Source organism: Cupriavidus sp. KB_39 (assembly GCF_052114485.1).
Taxonomy (GTDB): Bacteria; Pseudomonadota; Gammaproteobacteria; order Burkholderiales; family Burkholderiaceae; genus Cupriavidus.
Genome location: NZ_JBFREV010000002.1, coordinates 175,045 through 197,840 on the forward strand (window position 1 = coordinate 175,045; position 22,796 = coordinate 197,840).

The window sequence follows — 22,796 nt, forward strand, 5'->3', positions numbered from 1 at the left end:
GGGCCGTCAGAACAGGAAATAGCGCTGCGCCATGGGCAGCACGGTGGCGGGTTCGCACATCAGCAGTTGGCCGTCGGCCACCACCTGGTAGGTTTCCGGGTCCACGGTGACGTTCGGTTGCCAGTCATTGTGGACCATATCGCGCTTGCTCACCGTGCGCGTGCCGCGCACCGCCGCCAGCGTCTTGGCCAGCCCGTAGCGCCCGCCCACGTCCGCCGCCAGCGCCGCCTGCGACACGAAGGTCAGCGACGAGCGCGGCAGCGCCCCGCCCGCCGAGGCGAACATCGGCCGATAGTGCACCGGCTGGGGCGTGGGGATCGACGCGTTGGGGTCGCCCATCGCCGCCGCCGCGATCATCCCGCCCTTCAGGATCAGGCTCGGCTTCACGCCGAAGAAGGCCGGCTTCCACAGCACCAGGTCCGCCCATTTGCCGACCTCGATCGAGCCCACCTCGTGCGCGATGCCATGCGTCAGCGCCGGGTTGATCGTGTACTTGGCGATGTAGCGCTTCACGCGGAAGTTGTCGTGGCCGCCGCGCGCGTCGTGCGGATCGCCGGGCAGCTTGCCGCGCTGCGCCGCCATCTTGTGCGCGGTCTGCCAGGTGCGGATGATGACCTCGCCCACGCGCCCCATGGCCTGCGAATCGCTCGAAATCATCGAGAACGCGCCCAGGTCGTGCAGGATGTCCTCGGCCGCGATGGTCTCGCGGCGGATGCGCGACTCCGCGAAGGCGATGTCCTCGGCAATCGCCGGATCCAGGTGATGGCACACCATCAGCATGTCCAGGTGCTCGTCCAGCGTGTTGACGGTGTACGGGCGCGTGGGATTGGTCGACGACGGCAGCACGTTGGCCTCGCCGCAGACCTTGATGATGTCCGGCGCGTGGCCGCCGCCGGCGCCCTCGGTATGGTAGGTGTGGATCGTGCGGCCCTTGAAGGCGGCGATGGTGGCCTCGACGAAGCCGCCCTCGTTGAGCGTGTCCGTGTGGATGGCCACCTGGGTGTCGGTGGCGTCGGCCACGGTCAGGCAGGTGTCGATGGCCTGCGGCGTGGTGCCCCAGTCCTCGTGCAGCTTCAGGCCGATGGCGCCCGCCTCGACCTGCTCGGTCAGCGGGCCGGGCTGGCTGGCGTTGCCCTTGCCCAGGAAGCCGATATTCATCGGGTAGGCATCGGCCGCCTGGAGCATGCGCTCCATGTACCACGGCCCCGGCGTGACGGTGGTGGCGAAGGTGCCCGTGGCCGGGCCGGTGCCGCCGCCGATCATCGTCGTCACGCCGCTCATCAGCGCTTCCTCGATCTGCTGCGGGCAGATGAAGTGGATGTGGCTGTCGATGCCGCCGGCGGTGACGATCATGCCCTCGCCCGCGATGACCTCCGTCCCCGGTCCCACGACGATGGTCACGCCGGGCTGGATGTCCGGGTTGCCGGCCTTGCCGATCGACGCAATGCGGCCGTGCTTGAGGCCGATGTCGGCCTTGACGATGCCCCAGTGGTCCACGATCAGCGCATTGGTGATGACGGTGTCGACGCAGTCCTTGGCCATGCGCTGGCTCTGACCCATGCCGTCGCGGATCACCTTGCCGCCGCCGAACTTCACTTCCTCGCCGTAGATCGTGTAGTCACGTTCGACTTCGATCACCAGCCCGGTGTCGGCCAGCCGCAGGCGGTCGCCGGTGGTGGGGCCGAACATCTCGGCATAGGCCTGCCTGGAAATTTTCACGCTCATTACAGCGCTCCCATGATCTTGCCGTTGAAGCCGTAGACGATGCGGTCGCCGGCAAGCGCCACCAGTTGCACCGTGCGCGACTGGCCGGGCTCGAAGCGCACCGCCGTGCCTGCCGCGATGTCGAGCCGGAAGCCGCGCGCGGCCTCGCGGTCGAAGTCGAGCGCGGCGTTGGTTTCGTAGAAGTGGAAGTGCGAACCCACCTGCACGGGGCGGTCGCCGGTGTTGGCCACCGTGACGCTCACCGTGGCGCGGCCCGCGTTCAGTTCGATTTCGCCGTCGAGCGGCATCAGTTCACCGGGAATCATCGCAAGGCTCCTTGATCGTGACGTCCGCCGCTCAGGCGACCAGCAGGCCGGCGCCGTACAGCGCCACGCCAGCCCCGGCCACGCGGGCGAGCCAGCCCGCATGGCGGCGCAGGAACAGGCCCGCACCGATGCCCAGGCCGTGCAGCGCCATCGTCGCCACGGCGAAGCCGCCCACATAGGCCAGCACCGCCGGCATCGCCCCGGCCGTGGCCGGCAGCTCGGCGCCGTGCGCGTAGCCGTGGAACAGCGCGAAGCCGCCGACGATGGCCATCCCGGCCATGGCCGACAGCCGCGCCCGCACGGCCACCAGCAGGCCGATCACCAGCAGCGACACCGCGATCATCGGCTCCACGGCCGGCAGCGTCACGCCGGCAAGGCCCAGCGCCGCGCCCACCAGCATCATGGCGACGAAGGCCAGCGGCAGGCGCAGCAGGTCGGCCTTGGCCGGCGCGCCTTGCCCGAAGGCGCCGCGCGAATTCGTGGCGAGCGCGCTCCACACGCCCACGGCCGCCATCGCCAGCAGGTGGTCGGCGCCGGTGAACGGGTGCAGCACGCCGGCCCAGAGGCTGGCGCCCACGGTGCCGGCGTCATGACCGGGGTGGGCGAAGGCGGAGGCGGTGGCCAGGGTCAGCACGGCGCCGGTGGCGGCGCGATGGAGGAATCGGTGCATGGTTGCTCTCTTGTTGTGGAATTGGGTGTCAGACGATGGGATGGTGCACGGTGACGAGCTTGGTGCCGTCCGGGAAGGTGGCCTCGACCTGGATCTCGGGGATCAGTTCGGCCACGCCGTCCATGACGTCCTCGCGGGTCAGCACGGTGGTGCCCTCGTGCATCAGGTCGGCCACGGTGCGGCCGTCGCGCGCGCCTTCCATGATCGCGGCGGTGATCAGGGCCACCGCCTCGGGGTAGTTGAGCTTGAGCCCGCGTGCGCGGCGGCGCTCGGCCAGCAGGGCGGCGGTGAAGATCAGCAGCTTGTCCTTCTCGCGCGGCGTCAGTTCCATCGTTCTGTTCCTCGTTCTTTGCTTGTCTTGTTGTCAGGTGGCCCAGAGGCGCAGCGGCCGCGCCGCCACGCCATGGATCGGCGCGCGCAGCGTGGCCCAGGCGCCGGTCATCACGCGCCGCACGGCTTCCATGTCGCGCCCGAGTACGCGCAGCAGCAGCATGGACTGCCCTGCAGACCCGGCGAGGCAGGTCACGCCGGCGCGCAGGTCCGGGACATAGGGTAATTGTTCAGCCAGGGTTTCGGCCAGCGCCGGCGTGGCGCCCTGCCCCACCGCCCAGAGCGTGCCGAGGATGTGCAGGCCGTCCATGCCCGCCACGGCGGGGCGCAGCGGCGAGGTGGCATCGACCTGCGATTGCTCGATCCACAGCGCGCGGTCGGGGCCGGCCACGCGGGTGTCCAGCCACAGCGCGCCGCTCGACCAGCGTTCGCCCGAGGCCTGCCGGCCCAGCACCACGGCATCCCAGCCGATGGCGCTGCCGGTGGGCGCCACGACGACGTCCGTGGCGATGCGGGCGCGTGCATCGTCGAACACGATGTTCTCTTGCGGCAGCCAGTCCAGCCGGGCGCCGTCGGCCACCTCGATGCGCACCTGCTGGGCGGCCTCGCGGCCGAGCGACTTGTACCATTTGGTGGCGCCCGGCGTGGCCAGCACGGCATGGGCGCCGGCTTCCACGGCGATGTCGATGTCGAGCCGGTCGCCACCAGCCACACCGGCGGGCGGATGCAGCACCACCACGTGGCAGATGCCGCCCTCGGGATACAGCGGCTTCTGCACCAGCAGCGGCCCCTGATGGCGGCGTTCGACCAAGGCCGTGCGGCCCGCGCGCGCGGCAAAGCGCAGGCGCAGGCTGGCATGCCAGGCAGGCATGGCGAGTTGGGAGGGGAAATCGGGGTGACGCATGGGCGAAGATTACACCGCGATCAGCTCCCGCACACCATCCTGTTCCATCGTGGCGCCCTCGCCCCGGGCCACCACCTCGCCCCGGCTCATCACGACGTAGTGATCGGCCAGATGGCGGGCGAATTCGTAGTACTGCTCCACCAGCAGCACCGTCATGCCGAACTCGTCCACCAGCAGGCGCAGCGCGCGGCCGATGTCCTGGATGATGGACGGCTGGATGCCTTCGGTGGGCTCGTCGAGGATCAGCAGCTGCGGCTCGCTCATCAGCGCCCGGCCGATGGCCAGTTGCTGCTGCTGGCCGCCGGAGAGATCGCCGCCGCGGCGCGAACGCATGGTGCGCAGCACCGGGAAGAGCTGGTAGATCCGGTCCGGCACGCCGTTCGGGCGCGCGCGGCTGGCGGCGCCGATCAGCAGGTTTTCCTCGACGGTCAGGCGCGGGAAGATCTCGCGGCCCTGCGGCACGTAGGCGAGCCCGGCCGAGACGCGCTCGTACGGGGCCTTCTTCTCGAGGGCCTTGCCCTCCCAGCTGATGTGGCCGCTGCGCGTGGGCACCACGCCCATCAGGCATTTGAGCAGCGTGCTCTTGCCCACGCCGTTGCGGCCGAGCAGCGTGGTCAGCTTGCCCTGCGGCACCTCGAACGAGATGTCGCGCAGGATGTGGCTGCCGCCGTAGAACTGGTTCAGTGCATTGACCTGCAGCATGGTTACCTTCCCAGATAGGACTCGATCACGCGCTCGTCGCGCTTCACGGCGTCTAGGGTGCCTTCGGCCAGCAGGCTGCCTTCGGCCAGCACCGAAACCTTGCCGGACTCGCCGGCCAGCGCCGCCACGAATTCCATGTCGTGCTCCACGACCATCATCGAGCAACTGCCGCGCAGGCTGTTCAGCAGGCCGGCCAGTTGCATCGTCTCTTCGTCCGTCATGCCGGCCACGGGTTCATCGAGCAGCAGCAGTTGCGGTTGCTGCATCAGCAACATGCCGATTTCGAGCCGCTGCTTCTGGCCGTGGGACAGCAGGCCGGCCGGGCGATACGCCTCGTCTTCGAGCCCGGTCAGCGCCAGCGTTTCCTCGATGCGGCGATGGCCCTCGCCGGTCAGCCGCGCGCGCAGCGACGACCACCAGCGCTTGTCCGCCTTCATCGCCAGTTCCAGGTTCTCCCAGACCTCGTGCTGCTCGAAGACCGTGGGCTTCTGGAACTTGCGGCCGATACCGACCTGCGCGATGCGCGGCTCGGTCATCCGCATCAGGTCGATGGACTGCCCGAGGAAGACGCGCCCGCTGACGTTGGCGTTGCGCGGGCCGGTCTTGCCGGTGATGACGTCCATCATCGTGGTCTTGCCAGCGCCGTTCGGGCCGATCACGCAGCGCAGCTCGCCGTGATCGATGGACAGCGACAGCTTGTTCAGGGCGCGGAAGCCGTCGAACTGCACGGTCAGGTCCTCCAGGTAGAGGATGGGACCGTGCGAGGTGTCGATGACGCCGGGCTCCAGCACGCGGCCCAGGCCGGTGGCGTCGCCGCTCTCCGCCTGATCCGCGCCGTGTTTTGCACCTTGTTGCGAAGTGGCCGCGTTCATGCTTCGCTCCCTTGTTGCGGGGTCACGGCGGCCGGGTTCACCGGCTCGCCCGTGGCCGCCTGGATCTTCTGGGCGGCCGTGCGCTTGCCACGCAGGCGGCGCCACAGGCCCACCACGCCATCGGGCAGATACAGCGTCACGAGCACGAACATCGCGCCGAGCAGGAACAACCAGTATTCGGCGAAGTAGGCCGTGAACATGGTCTTGGCGCCATTGACCAGGAAGGCGCCGACGATCGGCCCGATCAGCGTACCGCGGCCGCCCACGGCCACCCAGACCGCCATCTCGATGGAGTTGGCTGGCGACATCTCACCCGGGTTGATGATGCCCACCTGCGGCACGTAAAGCGCGCCGGCAATCCCGCACAGCACGGCCGAGAAGGTCCAGACGAACAGCTTGTAGCCGAGCGGGTTGTAGCCGGAGAACATCACGCGCATCTCGGCATCCCGCACGGCGGTGACCACCCGGCCCAGCTTGGACGTGACGATATAGCGGCACGCCACGAACCCGGCCAGCAGCGCCAGGAAGGTCAGCACGAACAGCGCGGCGCGGGTTTCCGGCGCGGCCACGGCGTAGCCGGCGATGCGCTTGAAGTCCGTGAAGCCGTTGTTGCCGCCGAAGCCGGTCTCGTTGCGGAAGAACAGCAGCATCGCCGCGTAGGTCATGGCCTGCGTGATGATCGACAGGTACACGCCCTTGATGCGCGAGCGGAAGGCGAAGAAGCCGAACAGCCACGCCAGCACGCCCGGCACCAGCACCACCAGCAGCAGCGCGTACGGCAGGTGCTCGGTGCCGTGCCAGAACCAGGGCAGCTCCTTCCAGTCGAGGAACACCATGAAGTCGGGCAGGTCGCTCTTGTACACGCCTTCGCGGCCGATCGACCGCATCAGGTACATGCCCATCGCATAGCCGCCCAGCGCGAAGAACAGGCCGTGGCCGAGGCTCAGGATGCCGCAGTAGCCCCACACCAGGTCCAGCGCAATGGCCGCCAGCGCGAAGCACATGATCTTGCCGATCAGCGTCAGCGCGTAGGCCGACAGGTGAAGCGGGTGGCCCTCCGGAATCACCAGCGCGCAGATCGGCACGCCGACCGCGACCACCAGCGTGAGGATGACCAGCGCCAGCCACACCTTGCGCGAGAAGAGCGGCTGGCGCTCGGGAACCGAGAGGCGGAACGGCGCCCCGTTCGAGGATTTCGATTGAAAGCTACGCATGTCATGCCTCCGCGCTGCGCCCTTTGAGCGCGAACAGGCCCTGCGGGCGTTTCTGGATAAACAGCACGATCAGCACCAGGACGAAGATCTTGGCCAGCACCGCGCCGTAGAACGGCTCGATGAACTTGTTGATGAGGCCGAGCCCGAAGGCGCCGACGATGGTGCCGGCCAGCTGGCCCACGCCGCCGAGCACCACCACCATGAACGAATCGATGATGTAGGCCTGCCCGAGGTCCGGCCCTACGTTGCCGATCTGGGACAGCGCGCAGCCGCCCAGCCCGGCGATGCCGGCACCGAAGGCGAAGGCGTAGCTATCCACCTTCCACGTGCGCACGCCCACACAGGCCGCCATGGTGCGGTTCTGCGTGGTGGCGCGCACGAACAGGCCGAGCCGCGTGCGATTCAGCACCGCCCACGCCACGGCCACCACGGCCAGCGCGAAGGCGATGATGACGATGCGGTTGTACGGAATCACGAGGCCGGCCATCGCCGTGACGCCGCCGCTCATCCAGTTGGGGTTGGCTACCTCCACGTTCTGGGCGCCGAAGATGGTGCGCACGGCCTGCATCAGCAGCAGGCTGATACCGAACGTGGCCAGCAGCGTCTCGAGCGGGCGGCCGTACAGGTGGCGCAGCACGATCCGCTCGATGGCGAAGCCGACGACACCCGCTGCCAGGAACGACGCCGGCAGCGCCGCCAGCAGGTACCAATCGAACGCATTCGGCGCATAGGCGCGGAACAGCGTCTGCACCACGTAGGTGGCGTAGGCGCCGATCATCAGGAACTCGCCGTGCGCCATGTTGATGACGCCGATCAGCCCGTAGGTGATGGCCAGGCCCAGCGCGGCCAGCAGCAGCACACTGCCGAGGCTCAGGCCGGCGAACAGGTTGCCGAGCAGCTCGGCGCGGCCTTGCTCGCCACGCATCTTGTCGATGGCCTGCTGGGCGGCGGCGCGCACGTCGGCGTCGGGCTCCTTGAACTTGCCCGCTTCATCGCGCTCCACCAGCGGCGTCAGCTTCTGGCGGATCTGCGGATTGCTGTCCTGGCCGAGGATGCGGATGGCTTCCAGCCGCGCGTCGCGCGTGGCGTCGGTGCCCTGCGCCAGTACGGTGTTGGCCCAGATCACGTCGAGCCGGGCGCGCAGGCCGGCATCGGCCTCGGCCTTGCGGGCCGCTTCCACGACTTCGCGCGAGGCGCTCTCGGGTTGATCGGACAAGGTGTTGATGGCCTGCGTACGCACCGCGATGTCCGGCGACTGCAGCAGGAGGCTGCTCGCGGCGCTATCGACGATGGCCCGCAGGCTGTTGTTCAGCGTGAGGGACTCGAGTTCATCGGCTTTCACGGTCACCGGCTTGCCAGTGATGGCATCGACGGTCTTGTCGCCATCCTGGCGCACCATGCCCACCGATGGCGCAAATTGGAGTGCATCGTCCTGGAGCGCGCGCAGGATCGGGCCGGCCTGCTCGGGCGGCGCCTGGGTCAGCGCGGCGAGCGCGGCGGTCTTCGCGTCGAAGTCGTCTTCGACCAGCGGCTTGAGGTCAGCCTGCGTGAGCGGTGCCGCCCACAGCGGCGCGGCGGCCAGCAACAGCGCAGCCAGCATGGCGCGCAGCCACGGCAAGGCGGACGGGAATGGAGATCGGTGCATAGGGCTGGCTGGCGTCTGATATGGCGCGATGGTTCGCGTCTTTTATGCGTGGAACGACCGAGGGAGGGCTCCCCTCTCCCAAGGGAGAGGGGCAAAACACCATGGGTACGCTGGAGATCAGCGGCCGGCGACAACCTTGTCCGGCTTGCCTTCGTTACCCGCGATGAACGGACTCCACGGCTGCGCGCGCACCGGCTTCGCCGTCTTCCACACCACGGAGAACTGGCCGTCGCCCTTCACTTCGCCGATCATCACCGGCTTGTACAGGTGGTGGTTCTCGCCCATGGTCAGCGTGAAGCCGTCCGGCGACTTGAAGGTCTGGCCATACATGGCCTGGCGCACCTTGTCCGGATCGGTGGTGCCGGCCTTCTTGACCGCCTGCGCCCACATATGGATGCCGACGTAGGTGGCTTCCATCGGGTCGTTGGTCACGCGCTTGTCGCCGCCGGGCAGGTTGTTGGCCTTGACCCATGCCGCCCATTGCTTCTTGAACGCGTCATTCTCGGGGTTCTTCACCGACATGAAGTAGTTCCAGGCGGCCAGATGGCCGACCAGCGGCTTGGTGTCGATGCCGCGCAGTTCTTCCTCGCCCACGGAGAAGGCCACCACCGGCACGTCCTTGGCCTTCAGGCCAGCGTTGCCCAGTTCCTTGTAGAACGGCACGTTGGAGTCGCCATTGATCGTCGAGATCACGGCCGTCTTGCCGCCCTGCGAGAACTTCTTGATGTTGGCGACGATGGTCTGATAGTCGCTATGGCCGAACGGGGTGTAGACCTCCTCGATGTCCTTGTCGGCCACGCCCTTGCTCTTCAGGAACGCGCGCAGGATCTTGTTGGTCGTGCGTGGGTACACGTAATCGGTGCCGAGCAGGAAGAAGCGCTTGGCGCCACCGCCTTCCTTGCTCATCAGGTATTCCACAGCCGGGATGGCCTGCTGGTTAGGCGCGGCGCCGGTGTAGAACACGTTCTTCGACATTTCCTCGCCCTCGTACTGCACCGGGTAGAACAGCAGCGAGTTCAGTTCCTCGTAGACCGGGAGCACGGACTTGCGCGATACCGAGGTCCAGCAGCCAAACGTGACGGCGACCTTGTCCTGAGTGACCAGTTGGCGCGCCTTCTCGGCGAACAGCGGCCAGTTGGAGGCGGGGTCCACCACCACCGGCTCGAGCTTGCGGCCCAGCACGCCGCCGCTCTTGTTGATCTCGTCGATGGTCATCAGCGCCACGTCCTTAAGCGAGGTCTCGGAGATGGCCATCGTGCCCGACAGCGAATGCAGGATGCCGACCTTGATCGGATCCTTCGACTGCGCCAGCAGCGGGCTGGTACCGATCATTGCCGCGGCGGCTACCGCCGACAGCTTCAGCATGTCACGTCGTTTCATTGCAGCTCCCAGTTTGTCGTATGTGGTCAGGGACTCTACGCACCCCGGGTGATCCTTCTGCAACTAGCGTGCCATGGACTGCCGGGCCGGGAACGATCAAAGGTGGGAGAAAACGTCACGGCGGGTGATCCCGTCGCACCAATCCGGTGCCAATCGGGTCACCGGGGCCGGCGGGGGCGCGCCAACTCCCGCACCGGCATCGTGCATGGCCGCAAATCAGTGCAGGATCCGGGCCGGCGACAGTGCATCGCGCACCGCCGACAATAAAAAACGGGGCCCGAGGGCCCCGTCTTCGCTGCATGCCTGACGATGCTTACTTCATCATCGGCATCATGTTGGCATTCATGTTGTGCATGATCCAGAGCGAACCGGCCAGCACGATGAACAGGATCAGCAGCGTGAACAGGAACGCCATGACGTTCCAGCGCTGGCCCTTGGAGCCATCCATGTGGAGGAAGTACTTCAGGTGGACCACGATCTGGACCACGGCCATGCCGAGGATGATCCAGAGGATGGTGCCGCGGTCCATCGTGCCGTCCATCACGATCTTGAACGGGATCACCGTCAGGATCACGGCCAGCACGAAGCCGATCACATACGACTTGACGCTGCTGTGGCCGTGCGACTCGCCGTGGGCGGCCGTTGCATGTTGTTGTGCCATTACAGTGCTCCCATCAGGTAGACGACGGTGAAGACGCCGATCCAGACGATGTCCAAGAAGTGCCAGAACAGGCTCAGGCAGTTCAGGCGCTTTTCCATCGTCGGGGTCATGCCCTTCTTGTTCAGCTGCCACATCAGCACGAGCATCCAGACCATGCCGCTGGCCACGTGCAGGCCGTGGGTGCCCACGAGCGTGAAGAACGACGACAGGAACGCGCTGCGGCCCGGGCCGGCGCCTTCGTGGATCAGGTGATGGAACTCATAGATTTCCATCGACATGAACGCGGCGCCCAGCAGGAACGTCACGCCCAGCCAGATCAGCACGCGACCCTTGCTGCGGTTCTGCAGCGAGATCATCGCGAAGCCGTACGTGATCGACGAGAACAGCAGGATGAACGTCTCGACCAGCACGAAGTTGAGCTCGAACAGCTCCTTGCCCGACGGGCCGCCCGCCACTTCGCCGCGCAGCACGGCGTAGGCGGCGAACAGGCACGCGAACAAGATGCAGTCGCTCATCAGGTACAGCCAGAAACCAAAGACGGTGTTCTCGCTGGTGTCGTGATGGGCGTGGTCGTGGTCATGCGCGGCATCGTGCGCGTGGCCGTGGGCGGGGGCTTGCGCCCCAAAACGGTCTAGAACTTCAGTCGACATGATGATCAGCCCTGCGTAGCGATGCGCTGCTGGTGCAGCGTTTCGATCTGCTCGACCTGCTTGGCCGGCACGTAGTAATCGATATGGTCGTCGTTGGCGCGGCGGATGAACGCCACCACCATGCCAACCAGGCCCACGGCGGCAAGCCACCAGATATGCCAGGTCAGCGCGAAGCCCAGCGCGAGGCTGAAGGCACCCATGTAGAAGCCTGCAGCGGTGTTCTTCGGCATGTGGATCTGCTCGTAGCCGTCCGTGCGGATGGTCTCGCCACGGGCCTTCATGTCGGCAAACGCGTCCAGGTCACGCACCACCGGGGTGTGCGCGAAGTTGTAGAACGCGGGCGGCGACGACGTGGCCCACTCCAGCGTACGGCCACCCCAGGGATCGCCCGTGACGTCCGCCAGCGCCTTGCGGTTGCGGATCGACACGACGATCTGCAGCACCTGGAAGCCGATACCCATGGCGATGAACACCACGCCGATCACGGCCGCGTACAGGAACGGGGTCCAGGCCGGGTTGTCGGTATGGTTCAGGCGGCGGGTCATGCCCATCAGGCCCAGCACGTACAGCGGCATGAACGCGAAGTAGAAGCCAACCAGCCAGCACCAGAACGCGCACTTGCCCAGACGCTCGTCCAGCTTGAAGCCGAACGCCTTCGGCCACCAGTAGGTCACGCCGGCCAGGTAGCCGAACAGCACGCCACCGATGATCACGTTGTGGAAGTGGGCAATCAGGAACAGGCTGTTATGCAGCACGAAGTCGGCGGCCGGCACGGCCATCAGCACGCCGGTCATGCCACCGATCACGAAGGTGACCATGAAGCCCAGCGTCCACAGCACCGGCGACGTCAGCTGCACGCGGCCACGGTACATCGTGAACAGCCAGTTGAAGATCTTCACCCCGGTCGGGATGGAGATGATCATCGTGGTGATGCCGAAGAAGGCATTCACGTTGGCGCCGGAGCCCATCGTGAAGAAGTGGTGCAGCCAGACCAGGAACGACAGCACCATGATCGCGGCCGTCGCGTAGACCATGCCCTTGTAGCCGAACAGCTTCTTGCCCGAGAACGTCGAGATGATTTCCGAGAAGATGCCGAACGCCGGCAGGATCAGGATGTACACCTCGGGGTGGCCCCAGATCCAGATCAGGTTCACGTACATCATGGCGTTGCCGCCACCGTCGTTCGTGAAGAAGTGCATGCCGAAGTAGCGGTCCAGGCCCAGCAGCGCCAGCGACACCGTCAGCACCGGGAAGGCGGCCACGATCAGCACGTTGGTGCCCAGCACGGTCCAGGTGAACACCGGCATGCGCATCAGGGTCATGCCCGGGGCGCGCATCTTGAGGATGGTCACAAGGAAGTTCACGCCGGTCAGCAGCGTGCCCAAGCCTGATATCTGCAAGGACCAGAGGTAGTAATCCACCCCTACGCCAGGGCTGTAGTCGATGCCCGACAGCGGCGGATACGCCAGCCAGCCGGTACGTGCGAATTCACCAACCCCCAGGGACACGTTGACCAGCATCGCGCCGGCCACGAACAGCCAGAAGCTCAGCGTGTTCAGGAACGGGAACGCCACGTCGCGCGCGCCGATCTGCAGCGGCACCACGAGGTTCATCAGGCCCGTCATCAGCGGCATGGCCACGAAGAAGATCATGATCACGCCGTGGGCGGTGAAGATCTGGTCGTAGTGCTCAGGGGGCAGGATGCCGGGGTCGCCGTTGGTGGCCAGCGCCAGCTGGGTACGCATCATGACCGCGTCGGCAAAGCCGCGCAGCAGCATGATCAGCGCCACCAGCGAATACATCACGCCGATCTTTTTGTGGTCGACGGACGTAATCCACTCGCTCCACAGGTAGTTCCACTTCTTGAAGTACGTAATCCCACCGAGCAGCGCCAGCCCGCCCAGGGCCACGCAGCTCAGTGTGATCATGATGATCGGCTCATGAAACGGAATCGCCGACAAACTCAATTTGCCAAACATCATTGCTCCTAGGATTGCGCGCCCAGCGCCGGCTTGGCCGGCGTGGTCATGGACACCCGCTCTTCGCCGAGCGTGTTACGCGACGTGCAGACCGGGCCGCCATCGAAGCCCTCGCGGGCCATGGCGCGGCCGTCGGCGCCCATGTACTGATGCAGGATGCCGGTGTACAGGCCGTCTTCGACCTTGCCGTAGAGGGCAACCGGTTCCGCTTCGCTCGGCTTGGCCAGGACCTTGTAGTCCGCGGCAGCGAGTTGGCGGTCAGAAGCGCGCACCTGGGCCACCCACGCGTCGAAGTCGAAGTTCGACATCGCAATGGCCTTGAATTTCATGCCCGAGAAGCCGCCGCCGCTGTAGTTGGCGGACATGCCGTCATACGTGCCGGTTTCGTTGGCGATGAGGTGCAGCTTGGTCTCCATCCCGGCCATGGCATACACCTGGCTGCCCAGCTGGGGGATGAAGAACGAATTCATGATCGAATCCGAGGTGATCTTGAAGTTCACCGGGGTACCCACCGGGAGCGCCAGCTGGTTGACCGTGGCGATCTTCAGTTCCGGATAGATGAACAGCCATTTCCAGTTCAGCGCGACCGCTTCCACCGTGATCGGCTTGACGTTCGATTCCAGCGGCTTGTAGGGGTCCAGGTCGTGCGACGACTTCCAGGTGATGTAGCCCAGCACCGCGATGATGATGCAGGGGATCAGCCAGACCACCACTTCGATCTTGGTCGAGTGCGACCAGTCCGGCTCGTACCGGGCAGCCGTGTTCGTGGCGCGGTACTTCCAGGCGAAGACCAGCGTCAGGACGATCACCGGCACCACCACCAGCAGCATGAGCCAGGTGGCGATCAGGATGATGCCCTTGATGTCGACACCGACCTGACCCTTCGGGTCGAGCAGCGTCATGTTGCAGCCGGCCAGCAACAGCAAGCCAAGGCTAGGCAGGAACCGCGTCCAGCGCGGCATTATGGGTTTTTTCATGTCACGACGGTCTGGTTGGGCCGCTCCCGACATGCAGGCGCGGCACCGCCATCCGCTGCACGGGGCAACTGGCTGGCTGGGCTGGGAAAAACCGGAGGACGTGTCCAAAGCTGGCGTTGCGGGACTGGCGATGCAAGCGCCTGCGGACCATGCGGCCGGGCAACGCCATGAACGCGGCTGGACAGCAACTGACGACTGCGTGCGCGGGATGCCGGAGGGGGCGGTGCGTGCGCTGAGGTAACCGACTGCCTGAACTGCGATCGATCCCGGCTCAAGACTGCCGCCGGGACGAGCGTTGTGTCACGACGCTCACGCGATTTCCACCGGTTTCGACCACCCCGCCAGCGCAGCGGGCACGGTCTTCGAGCGGATATCGCATAACATAAAGCATCGTGGGCGCGACTGTACCGCAACGCAACATTAGGGGTAAACCCACGGGGTGCGGAAACACTGTTCGGAAAATCGGACAATGACATCGGCCGCCCGAAAGTGTCGCGCGCAGGAAACAGTCATGTCGTGATGGATCGTTTTTCGACGATTCCGCTGGACAAACGACGAGGGCCGCGTTCTAGCGGCCCTCGTCGTTTTCCGATTCAGATCGGAACTGGCTGGCGCTCAGGAGTAGCGTCGGCTAATCGATTCTGCCACGCAGACCGGGCGATCGCTGCCCTCCCGCTCGACCGTCACCTCCCAGGTGGACTGGGCGCCGATCAGGCCGTTGGGCGTCGGGTCGAGCCGCTCGACCTTGAGCAGCTTCACGCGGGCGCGCAGGCGGCTGCCCACCGGCACCGGCGAAGTGAATCGCACCCGGTTCAGGCCGTAGTTGACGCCCATCTTGACGCCTTCCATATGGATGGCGTTCTGCATGAACTGCGGCAGCAGCGACAGCGTCAGGAAGCCATGGGCAACCGGGGCGCCGAACGGGGACTCGCGCTTGGCGCGCTCCACGTCGACGTGGATCCACTGATGGTCGCCAGTGGCTTCGGCAAACAGGTTGACCTGCTGCTGCGTAATCTCGGTCCAGTCGCTGACGGCCACTTCCTGGCCTTGCAGGCCCTCCAGCTCTTCCAGCGATGCGATGGTGCGCATGGTGTCTCCTCTCTTGCGTCGTCTCGATTCGGGGTTCGTATTATGCCGGCCGCCGGCCGTACATGCCCATGCCCTTGACCGTGCAAACCAGCTCGCCATGCTGGTTGGTGGCCTGCCACTGGGTCAGCACCACGCCGCGGTCCGGCTTGGACGAGGACGGCCGCGTCTCCAGCACCTTCAGCACGACCGTCAGCGTATCGCCAGCATAGACGGGCTTGATCCAGCGGATCTCGTCCACGCCCGGCGAGCCCATGCTGCTGCTCCGGTCGCCCATGGACTTCACCAGCAGCTTCATCATGATCGCGCAGGTCATCCAACCGCTCGAGATCAGCCCGCCGTAGATGCTCTTGGCGGCCGCGTCCTTGTCGATATGGAACGGCTGGGGGTCGTACTGGCTGGCAAATGCCACGATCTCCGCCTCGGTGACCGTGTAGCTGCCCAGCGGGTGCTCGCCGCCGACCTGGTAATCCTCGAAATACATCTTTGACATGTTCGCTCCGTAGATGGCGTAACCAGAAGCAAAAAACCGCGCCGGGGACAACGGGCGCGGTTTCTGTACTGCGGGGGCCTCAGGCGGCTGCCTGGAAACCCGGCTGGCTGGCGAAGCGACCCAGGTGATGGTCCACATCGCCAAACGTGGTGTTGATCAGCGTCAGGCGCTTGAACATGTGCGCGGCCGGCAGTTCGTCCGTCACGCCCATGCCACCGTGGATCTGCACCGCTTCCTGGCCAACCGTGCGAGCGGCCTGCCCCACGCGCGCCTTGGCGGCGGACACGTAGCGGCGGCGCGCCTCGGGATTCGACTCCTCGAAGCGGGCCGCAGCCAGCAGCGTGATCGAACGGGCCTGCTCGGCATGGATGAACATCTCGACCATGCGGTGCTGGAGCGCCTGGAAGCGGGCGATCGGCATGCCGAACTGCTGGCGCGTCTTGGCGTATTCGAGCGTGGCGGCGTTCAGCGTGTCGATCACGCCCACGGCTTCGGCGCAGAGCAGCACCGCGCCGTAGTCGGCGGTAGATTCGAGCACGTCCCAGCCCTGCCCTTCGGCACCCAGCAGCGTGGCCGGGGCGTCCTGGAAGGTCACGTCGGCAGCGCGCAGGTTGTCGATGGTGCGGTAGTCGGTCACGGTCACGCCGGCGCCCTTCGTATCGACCAGGAACAGCGAGATGCCGTTCGTGTCGGCATCGGCGCCGCTGGTGCGGGCGGACACCACGAGCTTGTCGGCCTGCGCACCGTGGATCACCACCACCTTGCGGCCGTTGAGCTTGCCGCCCTTGGCCGTCACGCGCACATCATTCAGCGTGTAGCGCGACTGCGGCTCGTTGAACGCCGTGGCCAGCTTGACCTCGCCACCGGCTACCTGCTCAAGCAGGGCGTCCTGGCCGCCAGCCAGCTTCAGCGCATGCGCAGCCACCACGGTGGCGAAGTACGGCTCCACCACCAGGCCGCGGCCCAGTTCCTGCTGCACCACCATCATGTCGACGGCCGTGCCCGAGAAGCCGCCCTGCGCTTCCGGCACCGGCAGCGCGGTCAGGCCCAGTTCGACCAGCGCGCCCCAGGTGCCCTCGCCGTAGCCAGCCTCGGCCTTGATGTTTTTCTTGCGCGACTCGAAGTCGTAGCTCTTGTCGATGAAGCGGCGGACGGCGTCGGCCAGTTGCTTCTGTTCGTCGCTGAGATTGAAGTTCATGTTGCGTGTCTCCTCACAGCCCCAGAATCATCTGGCTGATGATGTTCTTCTGAATTTCGTTGGACCCGCCGTAGATGGAGGTCTTGCGATAGTTGAAGTAGTACGCGGCCAGCGGCGCGGCGTCGTCGAAACCGGTCACCGCGTGCGGCTGCTCGCACTCGAGGTAGGCCGTATCGAACGGCTGTGCGTACGGGCCGACGGCTTCCACCATCAGTTCGGTCAGCATCTGCTGGATCTCGGTGCCCTTGATCTTGAGCATCGATGCCTCAGGGCCGGGACCCTTCCCTGCCGCCTCGCTGGACACCACGCGCAGCACGGTCAACTCCAGCGCCATCAGTTCGATTTCGAGCGCAGCTACCTTGGCGCCGAACACCGGATCTTCCAGCAGCGGCTTGCCATTCTTTTGCTGCTGGCGCGCCACCCGCTTCAGGAAGCCCAGTTCGCGCTTGGAGTTGCCCACGCGGGCAATGCCGGTGCGCTCATGGCCGAGCAGGTACTTGGCGTAGGTCCAGCCGCGGTTTTCCTCGCCCACGCGGTTCTCGACAGGTACCTTTACGTTGTCGAAGAAGACCTCGTTCACCTCATGCTCTTCGTCGAGCATGATGATCGGGCGCACGGTGATGCCGGGCGTCTTCATGTCGATCAGCAGGAAGGAGATGCCCTCCTGCTTCTTGGCTTCGGGATCCGTGCGGACCAGGCAGAAGATCATGTCGGCGTGCTGGCCGAGCGTGGTCCAGGTCTTCTGGCCGTTGACGATGTAGTGCTTGCCGTCCGAGGTCAGTTCGGCGCGCGTCTTCAGCGATGCGAGGTCCGAACCTGAACCTGGCTCGGAGTAGCCTTGGCACCACCAGTCGGTGCAATCGAGAATACGCGGCAGGTAGTAGGACTTCTGCTCGGCATTGCCGTACTTGATGATCACGGGCGCGACCATCGCCACGCCGAACGGCAGCACGCCGGGCGCGCCGACGCGGGCATTTTCCTCGTCCCAGATATGGCGCTGCGTAGCATTCCAGCCCGTGCCGCCGAACTCTACCGGCCAGTGCGGGGCCGACCAGCCCTTGCCGGCCAGCAGCTTGTGCCACGTCTTGAAATCATCGCGATTGGGGCGGCGATGATTGAGAACCTTCTCGCTGATTTGCGCCGGCAGGTTGGCTTCGAGCCAGCTACGCACTTCCTGTCGGAAGTCGTTGTCGGCCGCCGAGTAGTTGAGATCCATGCCCGTCTCCAGTGGTGCCGGCTCCCTAGTTGAGCGCGCGGCGAGTTGTTATCCCTGCGCATCACTGCGCGGGAAAACCGGGCACAGGATGCTTGTTCAGTGGGCCGTCTGCTTCAATGCGTCCGGCACGATGAGCGGAAAGGTCTCGATGCCCTCCTCGGCCAGCGCCTGCACATCCTCCGCCGAAGCCGAACCGCGAATGCCGCGTTCCGGTGCTTCGTCGTAGTGCATGCGCCGCGCCTCCTCGGCAAAGCGGTCGCCCACGTCCTCGGTCTGTGCCAGCACCTGCCGTACCGCCGACAGGTAGCGCGCCTGCACTGCCTGCAACGCTTGCTGGACTTCGGCATTCACCGCGCCCGGCGCATTGGCCGGCTTGGGTGTCTCCTGCCTGGCGGTGGCGCCCGAGAGATTCAGGCGCGGCGCGCTCGGCAAACGACTGACCGCGTGGTCGCCACAGACCGGGCATTGGACGAGGTCGCGCGAGAACTGCGATTGCGCATCTTCCTCCGAGGCGAACCAGCCCTCGAAACGATGGTCTTGCGCACAGCGCAGGTCGAGCACCTTCATGATCTTTCCAGCCCGTCGGGCAAATATTAGCCGTGAATCGAAATTTTGTGAACGGTCGTGCTAATTTTTTCTCTGACCGTTTCGCCTAGCAGGATGCGTTGGAAACACAAACGGCCAAGGCGGGCCCGCCAGACCAGGAAAACCAAGGGAAAACCCCGGGATGTCCGGCTCGCAGCCGCCGCAAGCTTAACAGTAATGTGCAGATTCAGCCGACGCGGCTCACGGGGAACGGCGGCTCGGATTGTTCGCCCGGCTGCCAAGCTCCTGAGAGGATCTTTTCGAGCCAGAACGCGCCGATGATGGTCTTGACGTCGGTGATCCGGCCCTGCCGGACCCAGTCAATGACCTGGCCCGCCGGCGTGATGAAGGTCTCGAGAAATTCGCCGTCATCGAGCTTGGATTCGCCGGCCGTCAGGTCGCGCGCCAGGAACAGGTCGATGAATTCGGTAGAGTAGGAAATGACCGGGTGAATCCGCGTCAGATAGTCCCAGCGCTGGGCGGTATAGCCGGTCTCCTCCAGCAACTCGCGCTGGCCGCAGCGCAGCGCGCCCTCCTCCGGGTCCAGCTTGCCGGCCGGAAACTCGAGCATGACCTCGCCCACCGGGTAGCGGAACTGGCGTTCCATCAGCACGGTGCCGTCGTCGAACAGCGGGATCATCATGACCGCGCCCGGATGCAGCACGTACTCGCGGCCGGCTTGCTTGCCGTCCGGCAGCCTGACGATGTCTTGCTTGAGGGTGAGGAATTTACCGCGATGGAGGGTGGCGGACGCCACGCAGGTTTCGCTGAGATGCTCGTCGGCACCGCTTGCGGGCGCCGGGGGGGCCTTGTGGGTCTTGTCCGTCATGAACGCTCCGGTGAGGAAAGCACGGCCGGGGCGCGGGCAAGCCTTCAGGCCGTGCGATGTTTGACCAGGTATTGCCAAGTGAAGCCGGGGAAGGCGAACACCAGCATCATGCAAGCTGTAATGGCGTAGAACTGCCAGCCCTGCGGGAAGGCGTTGCCGAGGCCAGCCTCCACCGCGAAACCGGCGGCACCTGCCACCGCGTACCACACGATCAGTTCCGCCACCCGCACCCACAGCGGCTTGCGGGCATCCTTCCAGCGGAGGCCCACGGCCGCGAACAGGCGCTGGTTGACGAACGGCAGGTTGGCACACACCAGTGCCAACAAGATGACAAACCAGCCGCCCGCCGAGGAACTCATGATCCGGTGCCTATTCTATGGGTGACGATCAGGACGCCAGCGTGGCGCGGATCGCCTGGTAGCACAGGTTCATCAGCGCCGCAGGGAACAGGCCCAGCAGGATGATGGCCAGGCCATTCAGGCTCAGCACCGAGCGCAGGCCAATCGACGCTTCCAGCGGCTCTTCACCCACCGGCGCATCGAAGTACATCAGCTTGATCACGCGCAGGTAGTAGAACGCGCCGATCAACGAGAACAGCACCGCGACGATCGCCAGCCAGCTCATGCCAGCCGAAACCACCGCTTCCAGCACGGCCAGCTTGGCGTAGAAGCCAACGGTCGGCGGGATGCCGCTCATCGAGAACATCATCACCAGCATCAGCAGCGCGAACCACGGGTGGCGGCGCGACATGCCCTTCAGGTCATCAAGCGTCTCGGCTTCGAAGCCTTTGCGGGTGCGGATCAGGATCAGGCCGAACGTGCCGAGCGTGGTCAGCATGTACGTCACCGAGTAGAACATCGATGCGCTGTACGCATCGGCGGCACCATCCGTCTTGTTCGCCACCACGCCGGACAGCAGGCCCAGCAGGATGAAGCCCATGTGCGAGATGGTCGAGTACGCCAGCATCCGCTTCAGGTTGGTCTGGACGATGGCGGTCAGGTTACCGATCGCCAGCGACAGCACCGACAGCACGACCAGCATCATCTGCCAGTCATTGGCCAGCGGCAGCAGGCCTTCCACCAGCACGCGCATGAACAGCGCGAAGGCGGCGACCTTCGGGCCGGCCGCGATCAGCAGCGTCACGGCAGTCGGCGAACCCTGGTAGATGTCCGGAATCCACATATGGAACGGCGCGGCGCCGAGCTTGAACGACAGGCCGGCGACGATGAACACCACGCCGAAGGCCAGCATCGTCGTGTTGATACGGCCCGATTCCACGGCACGGAACACTTCGCCCAGATTCAGCGAACCGGTGGCGCCGTACATCATCGACACGCCGTAGAGCAGGAAGCCCGAAGCCAGCGCGCCCAGCACGAAGTACTTCATTGCCGATTCCGACGTCACGCGCGACTCGCGGCGCAGGGCCACCAGCGCGTAGGACGAGAGCGACAGCAGTTCCAGGCCCAGGTACAGGGTCAGGAAGTTGTTGCCGGTGATCATGACGATCTGCCCGCCCAGCGTGAACAGCGCGAGCATGTAGAACTCGCCCGCGAACATGTCACGCTCGCCGAGGTAGCTGCGCGTATAGACCAGCGTCAGGAACATGCCGGCCGAGCAGAACGCCGACAGCACATTGGCCATCGGGTCGATCACGACGAGGTTGGCGAAGGCGTAGTGCGTTTCGCCGGCGGCGGCGTCCATGCCGAACCAGACGGTAAGCACCAGGGTGGTCAGCAGCGACAGCGGGTACGCCACGCTCTTGCTGCCCTTGCCACGGGCAAGGTCGATCCAGTTGATCGCCGCGACGGCAATCGCCAGGAAGATGATTGGCGCCACCGGAGCCAGGCTAGAAGACGGTTGCATGTTGATTTCTCTCCCCCGCTGTTACAGCTTGGACTGCGCCACGTGGGACAGCAGGTTCGCGACCGACGCGTGCATCACATCGGTAAAGGGTTTCGGGTACAGGCCCATGTACAGCGTCATGACGGCCAGCAGGCCCAGCATGAAAAACTCGCGCTTGTTCAGGTCGATCAGCTCGCGCACGTGCTGGTGCACGATGTCGCCAAAGATCACGCGCTTGACCATCCACAGCGAGTACGCCGCGCCGAGGATCAGGGCCGTGGCAGCCAGCAGGCCGATCCAGAAGTTGTACTTCACGGCGCCCAGGATGACCATGAACTCGCCCACGAAGCCCGAGGTGGCCGGCAGGCCGCAGTTGGCCATGGCGAAGAACACCGACAGCGCTGCGAACTTCGGCATCGTGTTCACCACACCGCCGTAGTCGGCGATCTGGCGCGAGTGCACGCGATCATAGAGCACGCCGATGCACAGGAACATGGCGCCCGAGATAAAGCCGTGCGAGATCATCTGGATGATGCCGCCTTCCACGCCGATGTCGTTGAAGATGAAGAAGCCCAGCGTCACGAAACCCATGTGGGCGATCGACGAGTAGGCCACCAGCTTCTTCATGTCGGCCTGGACCAGCGCCACGAGGCCGATGTAGATCACCGCGATCAGCGAGATCGTGATGATGAACGGGGCGAGCGTGTGGCTGGCATCCGGGGCGATCGGCAGCGAGAACCGCAGGAAGCCGTAAGCACCCAGCTTCAGCATGATCGCGGCCAGCACCACGGAACCGCCGGTCGGCGCTTCCACGTGGGCGTCCGGCAGCCAGGTGTGGACCGGCCACATCGGCACCTTGACCGCGAAGGCCATGAAGAACGCCAGGAACAGCGCGATCTGCTCGTTCATCGACAGCTTGGCCTGGTGCCACGACAGGATGTCGAAGGTACCGGTCTTGCTGTAGAGATACAGCAGCGCAACCAGCGTCAGCAGCGAGCCGAGCAGCGTGTAGAGGAAGAACTTGAAGGCCGCGTAGACGCGGTTCGGGCCGCCCCAGACACCAATGATGATGTACATCGGGATCAGCGTGGCCTCGAAGAACACGTAGAACAGCATGCCGTCGAGCGCGCAGAACACGCCGACCATCAGCCCGGACAGGATCAGGAACGCGGCCATGTACTCGGCCACGCGCTCGGTAATCACTTCCCAGGCCGAGATCACGACGATCACGGTGATGAACGAGGTCAGCACGACGAACCACATCGAGATCCCGTCCACCCCGAGGTGGTAGTTGATCTTGAAGCGGTCGATCCAGTTCACGTTCTCGACGAACTGCATGGCCGCCGAGGCGGTCTCGAAGTGAAACACGAGCGGCAGCGTAACGACGAAGCTGGCCAGCGCGCCGAACAGCGACATCCAGCGCACGTAGCACTTGCTGCGATCAGAGCCCGAGGCGAGGACCAGCAAGCCGAAGAAGATAGGCAGCCAGATTGCGAAAGACAGAACCATTTCTTTGTTTTCCTTACTTGGTGC

Annotated in this window: 23 protein-coding genes; all 23 read right to left on the reverse strand. The window is 65.3% G+C overall.

Translation table 11 applies throughout. The features are described from left to right. Positions 1–6: 6 nt before the first annotated feature. The gene (gene ureC, locus AB4Z27_RS02125) at positions 7–1,725 is read right to left on the reverse strand and encodes an urease subunit alpha (protein ID WP_441643841.1); all 1,719 of its coding nucleotides are present in this window, start codon (positions 1,723–1,725) and stop codon (positions 7–9) included. Further along, positions 1,725–2,030 (reverse strand): urease subunit beta, encoded by a 306-nt coding sequence (locus AB4Z27_RS02130; RefSeq protein WP_092292447.1) that lies wholly within the window; start codon positions 2,028–2,030, stop codon positions 1,725–1,727. Before AB4Z27_RS02130 ends, ureC begins: the two co-directional genes overlap by 1 nt. Positions 2,031–2,061: 31 nt before the next feature. Then, positions 2,062–2,700, reverse strand: coding sequence for a HupE/UreJ family protein (locus tag AB4Z27_RS02135; RefSeq protein ID WP_092292445.1), 639 nt, complete (start codon positions 2,698–2,700; stop codon positions 2,062–2,064). A gap of 28 nt (positions 2,701–2,728) precedes the next feature. After that, positions 2,729–3,031, reverse strand: a complete 303-nt coding sequence (locus AB4Z27_RS02140) for an urease subunit gamma (RefSeq protein ID WP_441643842.1) — start codon at positions 3,029–3,031, stop codon at positions 2,729–2,731. Between the two features lie 33 nt (positions 3,032–3,064). Beyond that, complete coding sequence (locus AB4Z27_RS02145; protein WP_441643843.1) at positions 3,065–3,934, reverse strand: urease accessory protein UreD; 870 nt, start codon at positions 3,932–3,934, stop codon at positions 3,065–3,067. A gap of 9 nt (positions 3,935–3,943) precedes the next feature. Further along, complete coding sequence (gene urtE / locus AB4Z27_RS02150; protein ID WP_092292439.1) at positions 3,944–4,636, reverse strand: urea ABC transporter ATP-binding subunit UrtE; 693 nt, start codon at positions 4,634–4,636, stop codon at positions 3,944–3,946. A 2-nt stretch (positions 4,637–4,638) separates the two neighbouring features. Beyond that, complete coding sequence (gene urtD, locus AB4Z27_RS02155) at positions 4,639–5,508, reverse strand: urea ABC transporter ATP-binding protein UrtD (RefSeq protein WP_092292437.1); 870 nt, start codon at positions 5,506–5,508, stop codon at positions 4,639–4,641. Beyond that, positions 5,505–6,722, reverse strand: a complete 1,218-nt coding sequence (gene urtC, locus AB4Z27_RS02160) for an urea ABC transporter permease subunit UrtC (RefSeq protein ID WP_092292435.1) — start codon at positions 6,720–6,722, stop codon at positions 5,505–5,507. Before urtC ends, urtD begins: the two co-directional genes overlap by 4 nt. Position 6,723: 1 nt before the next feature. Then, positions 6,724–8,367 (reverse strand): urea ABC transporter permease subunit UrtB, encoded by a 1,644-nt coding sequence (gene urtB, locus AB4Z27_RS02165; RefSeq protein ID WP_092292433.1) that lies wholly within the window; start codon positions 8,365–8,367, stop codon positions 6,724–6,726. Between the two features lie 117 nt (positions 8,368–8,484). Further along, positions 8,485–9,747, reverse strand: a complete 1,263-nt coding sequence (gene urtA, locus AB4Z27_RS02170) for an urea ABC transporter substrate-binding protein (RefSeq protein ID WP_092292431.1) — start codon at positions 9,745–9,747, stop codon at positions 8,485–8,487. A 313-nt stretch (positions 9,748–10,060) separates the two neighbouring features. Continuing rightward, entirely contained in the window at positions 10,061–10,408 is a 348-nt protein-coding gene (gene cyoD, locus AB4Z27_RS02175; protein ID WP_092292429.1) for a cytochrome o ubiquinol oxidase subunit IV, read from the reverse strand. After that, complete coding sequence (gene cyoC / locus AB4Z27_RS02180) at positions 10,408–11,058, reverse strand: cytochrome o ubiquinol oxidase subunit III (RefSeq protein WP_092292427.1); 651 nt, start codon at positions 11,056–11,058, stop codon at positions 10,408–10,410. The genes cyoD and cyoC overlap by 1 nt, the downstream gene beginning before the upstream one ends. A 5-nt stretch (positions 11,059–11,063) precedes the next feature. Beyond that, positions 11,064–13,037 carry a cytochrome o ubiquinol oxidase subunit I gene (gene cyoB / locus AB4Z27_RS02185; protein WP_441643863.1) on the reverse strand — a complete coding sequence of 658 codons (1,974 nt, stop codon included), beginning with the start codon at positions 13,035–13,037 and terminating at the stop codon, positions 11,064–11,066. An 8-nt stretch (positions 13,038–13,045) separates the two neighbouring features. Further along, entirely contained in the window at positions 13,046–14,014 is a 969-nt protein-coding gene (gene cyoA / locus AB4Z27_RS02190) for a ubiquinol oxidase subunit II (protein WP_441643844.1), read from the reverse strand. A gap of 615 nt (positions 14,015–14,629) precedes the next feature. Then, on the reverse strand, positions 14,630–15,103 hold the full coding sequence (locus AB4Z27_RS02195) for a MaoC family dehydratase (RefSeq protein ID WP_092292423.1): 474 nt from the start codon (positions 15,101–15,103) through the stop codon (positions 14,630–14,632). Between the two features lie 40 nt (positions 15,104–15,143). Continuing rightward, on the reverse strand, positions 15,144–15,593 hold the full coding sequence (locus tag AB4Z27_RS02200; RefSeq protein WP_092292421.1) for a MaoC family dehydratase: 450 nt from the start codon (positions 15,591–15,593) through the stop codon (positions 15,144–15,146). A 79-nt stretch (positions 15,594–15,672) separates the two neighbouring features. Beyond that, positions 15,673–16,791, reverse strand: coding sequence for an acyl-CoA dehydrogenase family protein (locus tag AB4Z27_RS02205; protein WP_441643845.1), 1,119 nt, complete (start codon positions 16,789–16,791; stop codon positions 15,673–15,675). Between the two features lie 13 nt (positions 16,792–16,804). Continuing rightward, the gene (locus tag AB4Z27_RS02210) at positions 16,805–18,007 is read right to left on the reverse strand and encodes an acyl-CoA dehydrogenase family protein (protein WP_092292417.1); all 1,203 of its coding nucleotides are present in this window, start codon (positions 18,005–18,007) and stop codon (positions 16,805–16,807) included. A 96-nt stretch (positions 18,008–18,103) separates the two neighbouring features. Further along, complete coding sequence (locus AB4Z27_RS02215; protein WP_092292415.1) at positions 18,104–18,574, reverse strand: DUF1178 family protein; 471 nt, start codon at positions 18,572–18,574, stop codon at positions 18,104–18,106. A gap of 205 nt (positions 18,575–18,779) precedes the next feature. Beyond that, positions 18,780–19,421, reverse strand: a complete 642-nt coding sequence (locus AB4Z27_RS02220) for an NUDIX domain-containing protein (protein WP_092292413.1) — start codon at positions 19,419–19,421, stop codon at positions 18,780–18,782. 44 nt (positions 19,422–19,465) lie between these two features. Continuing rightward, positions 19,466–19,780 carry a DUF2818 family protein gene (locus AB4Z27_RS02225; RefSeq protein WP_092292411.1) on the reverse strand — a complete coding sequence of 105 codons (315 nt, stop codon included), beginning with the start codon at positions 19,778–19,780 and terminating at the stop codon, positions 19,466–19,468. A gap of 28 nt (positions 19,781–19,808) precedes the next feature. Next, positions 19,809–21,284: an NADH-quinone oxidoreductase subunit NuoN gene (gene nuoN, locus AB4Z27_RS02230; RefSeq protein ID WP_092292409.1), complete on the reverse strand. Its 1,476-nt coding sequence runs from the start codon at positions 21,282–21,284 to the stop codon at positions 19,809–19,811. Between the two features lie 21 nt (positions 21,285–21,305). Next, positions 21,306–22,772 (reverse strand): NADH-quinone oxidoreductase subunit M, encoded by a 1,467-nt coding sequence (locus tag AB4Z27_RS02235; RefSeq protein ID WP_092292407.1) that lies wholly within the window; start codon positions 22,770–22,772, stop codon positions 21,306–21,308. Positions 22,773–22,796: the final 24 nt, after the last annotated feature.

Excerpts from the sequence above, each read along its gene's own strand:
- ureC (WP_441643841.1), bottom strand. The coding sequence starts at position 1,725 with ATGAGCGTGAAAATTTCCAGGCAGGCCTATGCCGAGATGTTCGGCCCC.
- AB4Z27_RS02130 (WP_092292447.1), bottom strand. The coding sequence starts at position 2,030 with ATGATTCCCGGTGAACTGATGCCGCTCGACGGCGAAATCGAACTGAAC.
- AB4Z27_RS02135 (WP_092292445.1), bottom strand. The coding sequence starts at position 2,700 with ATGCACCGATTCCTCCATCGCGCCGCCACCGGCGCCGTGCTGACCCTG.
- AB4Z27_RS02140 (WP_441643842.1), bottom strand. The coding sequence starts at position 3,031 with ATGGAACTGACGCCGCGCGAGAAGGACAAGCTGCTGATCTTCACCGCC.
- AB4Z27_RS02145 (WP_441643843.1), bottom strand. The coding sequence starts at position 3,934 with ATGCGTCACCCCGATTTCCCCTCCCAACTCGCCATGCCTGCCTGGCAT.
- urtE (WP_092292439.1), bottom strand. The coding sequence starts at position 4,636 with ATGCTGCAGGTCAATGCACTGAACCAGTTCTACGGCGGCAGCCACATC.
- urtD (WP_092292437.1), bottom strand. The coding sequence starts at position 5,508 with ATGAACGCGGCCACTTCGCAACAAGGTGCAAAACACGGCGCGGATCAG.
- urtC (WP_092292435.1), bottom strand. The coding sequence starts at position 6,722 with ATGCGTAGCTTTCAATCGAAATCCTCGAACGGGGCGCCGTTCCGCCTC.
- urtB (WP_092292433.1), bottom strand. The coding sequence starts at position 8,367 with ATGCACCGATCTCCATTCCCGTCCGCCTTGCCGTGGCTGCGCGCCATG.
- urtA (WP_092292431.1), bottom strand. The coding sequence starts at position 9,747 with ATGAAACGACGTGACATGCTGAAGCTGTCGGCGGTAGCCGCCGCGGCA.
- cyoD (WP_092292429.1), bottom strand. The coding sequence starts at position 10,408 with ATGGCACAACAACATGCAACGGCCGCCCACGGCGAGTCGCACGGCCAC.
- cyoC (WP_092292427.1), bottom strand. The coding sequence starts at position 11,058 with ATGTCGACTGAAGTTCTAGACCGTTTTGGGGCGCAAGCCCCCGCCCAC.
- cyoB (WP_441643863.1), bottom strand. The coding sequence starts at position 13,037 with ATGTTTGGCAAATTGAGTTTGTCGGCGATTCCGTTTCATGAGCCGATC.
- cyoA (WP_441643844.1), bottom strand. The coding sequence starts at position 14,014 with ATGAAAAAACCCATAATGCCGCGCTGGACGCGGTTCCTGCCTAGCCTT.
- AB4Z27_RS02195 (WP_092292423.1), bottom strand. The coding sequence starts at position 15,103 with ATGCGCACCATCGCATCGCTGGAAGAGCTGGAGGGCCTGCAAGGCCAG.
- AB4Z27_RS02200 (WP_092292421.1), bottom strand. The coding sequence starts at position 15,593 with ATGTCAAAGATGTATTTCGAGGATTACCAGGTCGGCGGCGAGCACCCG.
- AB4Z27_RS02205 (WP_441643845.1), bottom strand. The coding sequence starts at position 16,791 with ATGAACTTCAATCTCAGCGACGAACAGAAGCAACTGGCCGACGCCGTC.
- AB4Z27_RS02210 (WP_092292417.1), bottom strand. The coding sequence starts at position 18,007 with ATGGATCTCAACTACTCGGCGGCCGACAACGACTTCCGACAGGAAGTG.
- AB4Z27_RS02215 (WP_092292415.1), bottom strand. The coding sequence starts at position 18,574 with ATGAAGGTGCTCGACCTGCGCTGTGCGCAAGACCATCGTTTCGAGGGC.
- AB4Z27_RS02220 (WP_092292413.1), bottom strand. The coding sequence starts at position 19,421 with ATGACGGACAAGACCCACAAGGCCCCCCCGGCGCCCGCAAGCGGTGCC.
- AB4Z27_RS02225 (WP_092292411.1), bottom strand. The coding sequence starts at position 19,780 with ATGAGTTCCTCGGCGGGCGGCTGGTTTGTCATCTTGTTGGCACTGGTG.
- nuoN (WP_092292409.1), bottom strand. The coding sequence starts at position 21,284 with ATGCAACCGTCTTCTAGCCTGGCTCCGGTGGCGCCAATCATCTTCCTG.
- AB4Z27_RS02235 (WP_092292407.1), bottom strand. The coding sequence starts at position 22,772 with ATGGTTCTGTCTTTCGCAATCTGGCTGCCTATCTTCTTCGGCTTGCTG.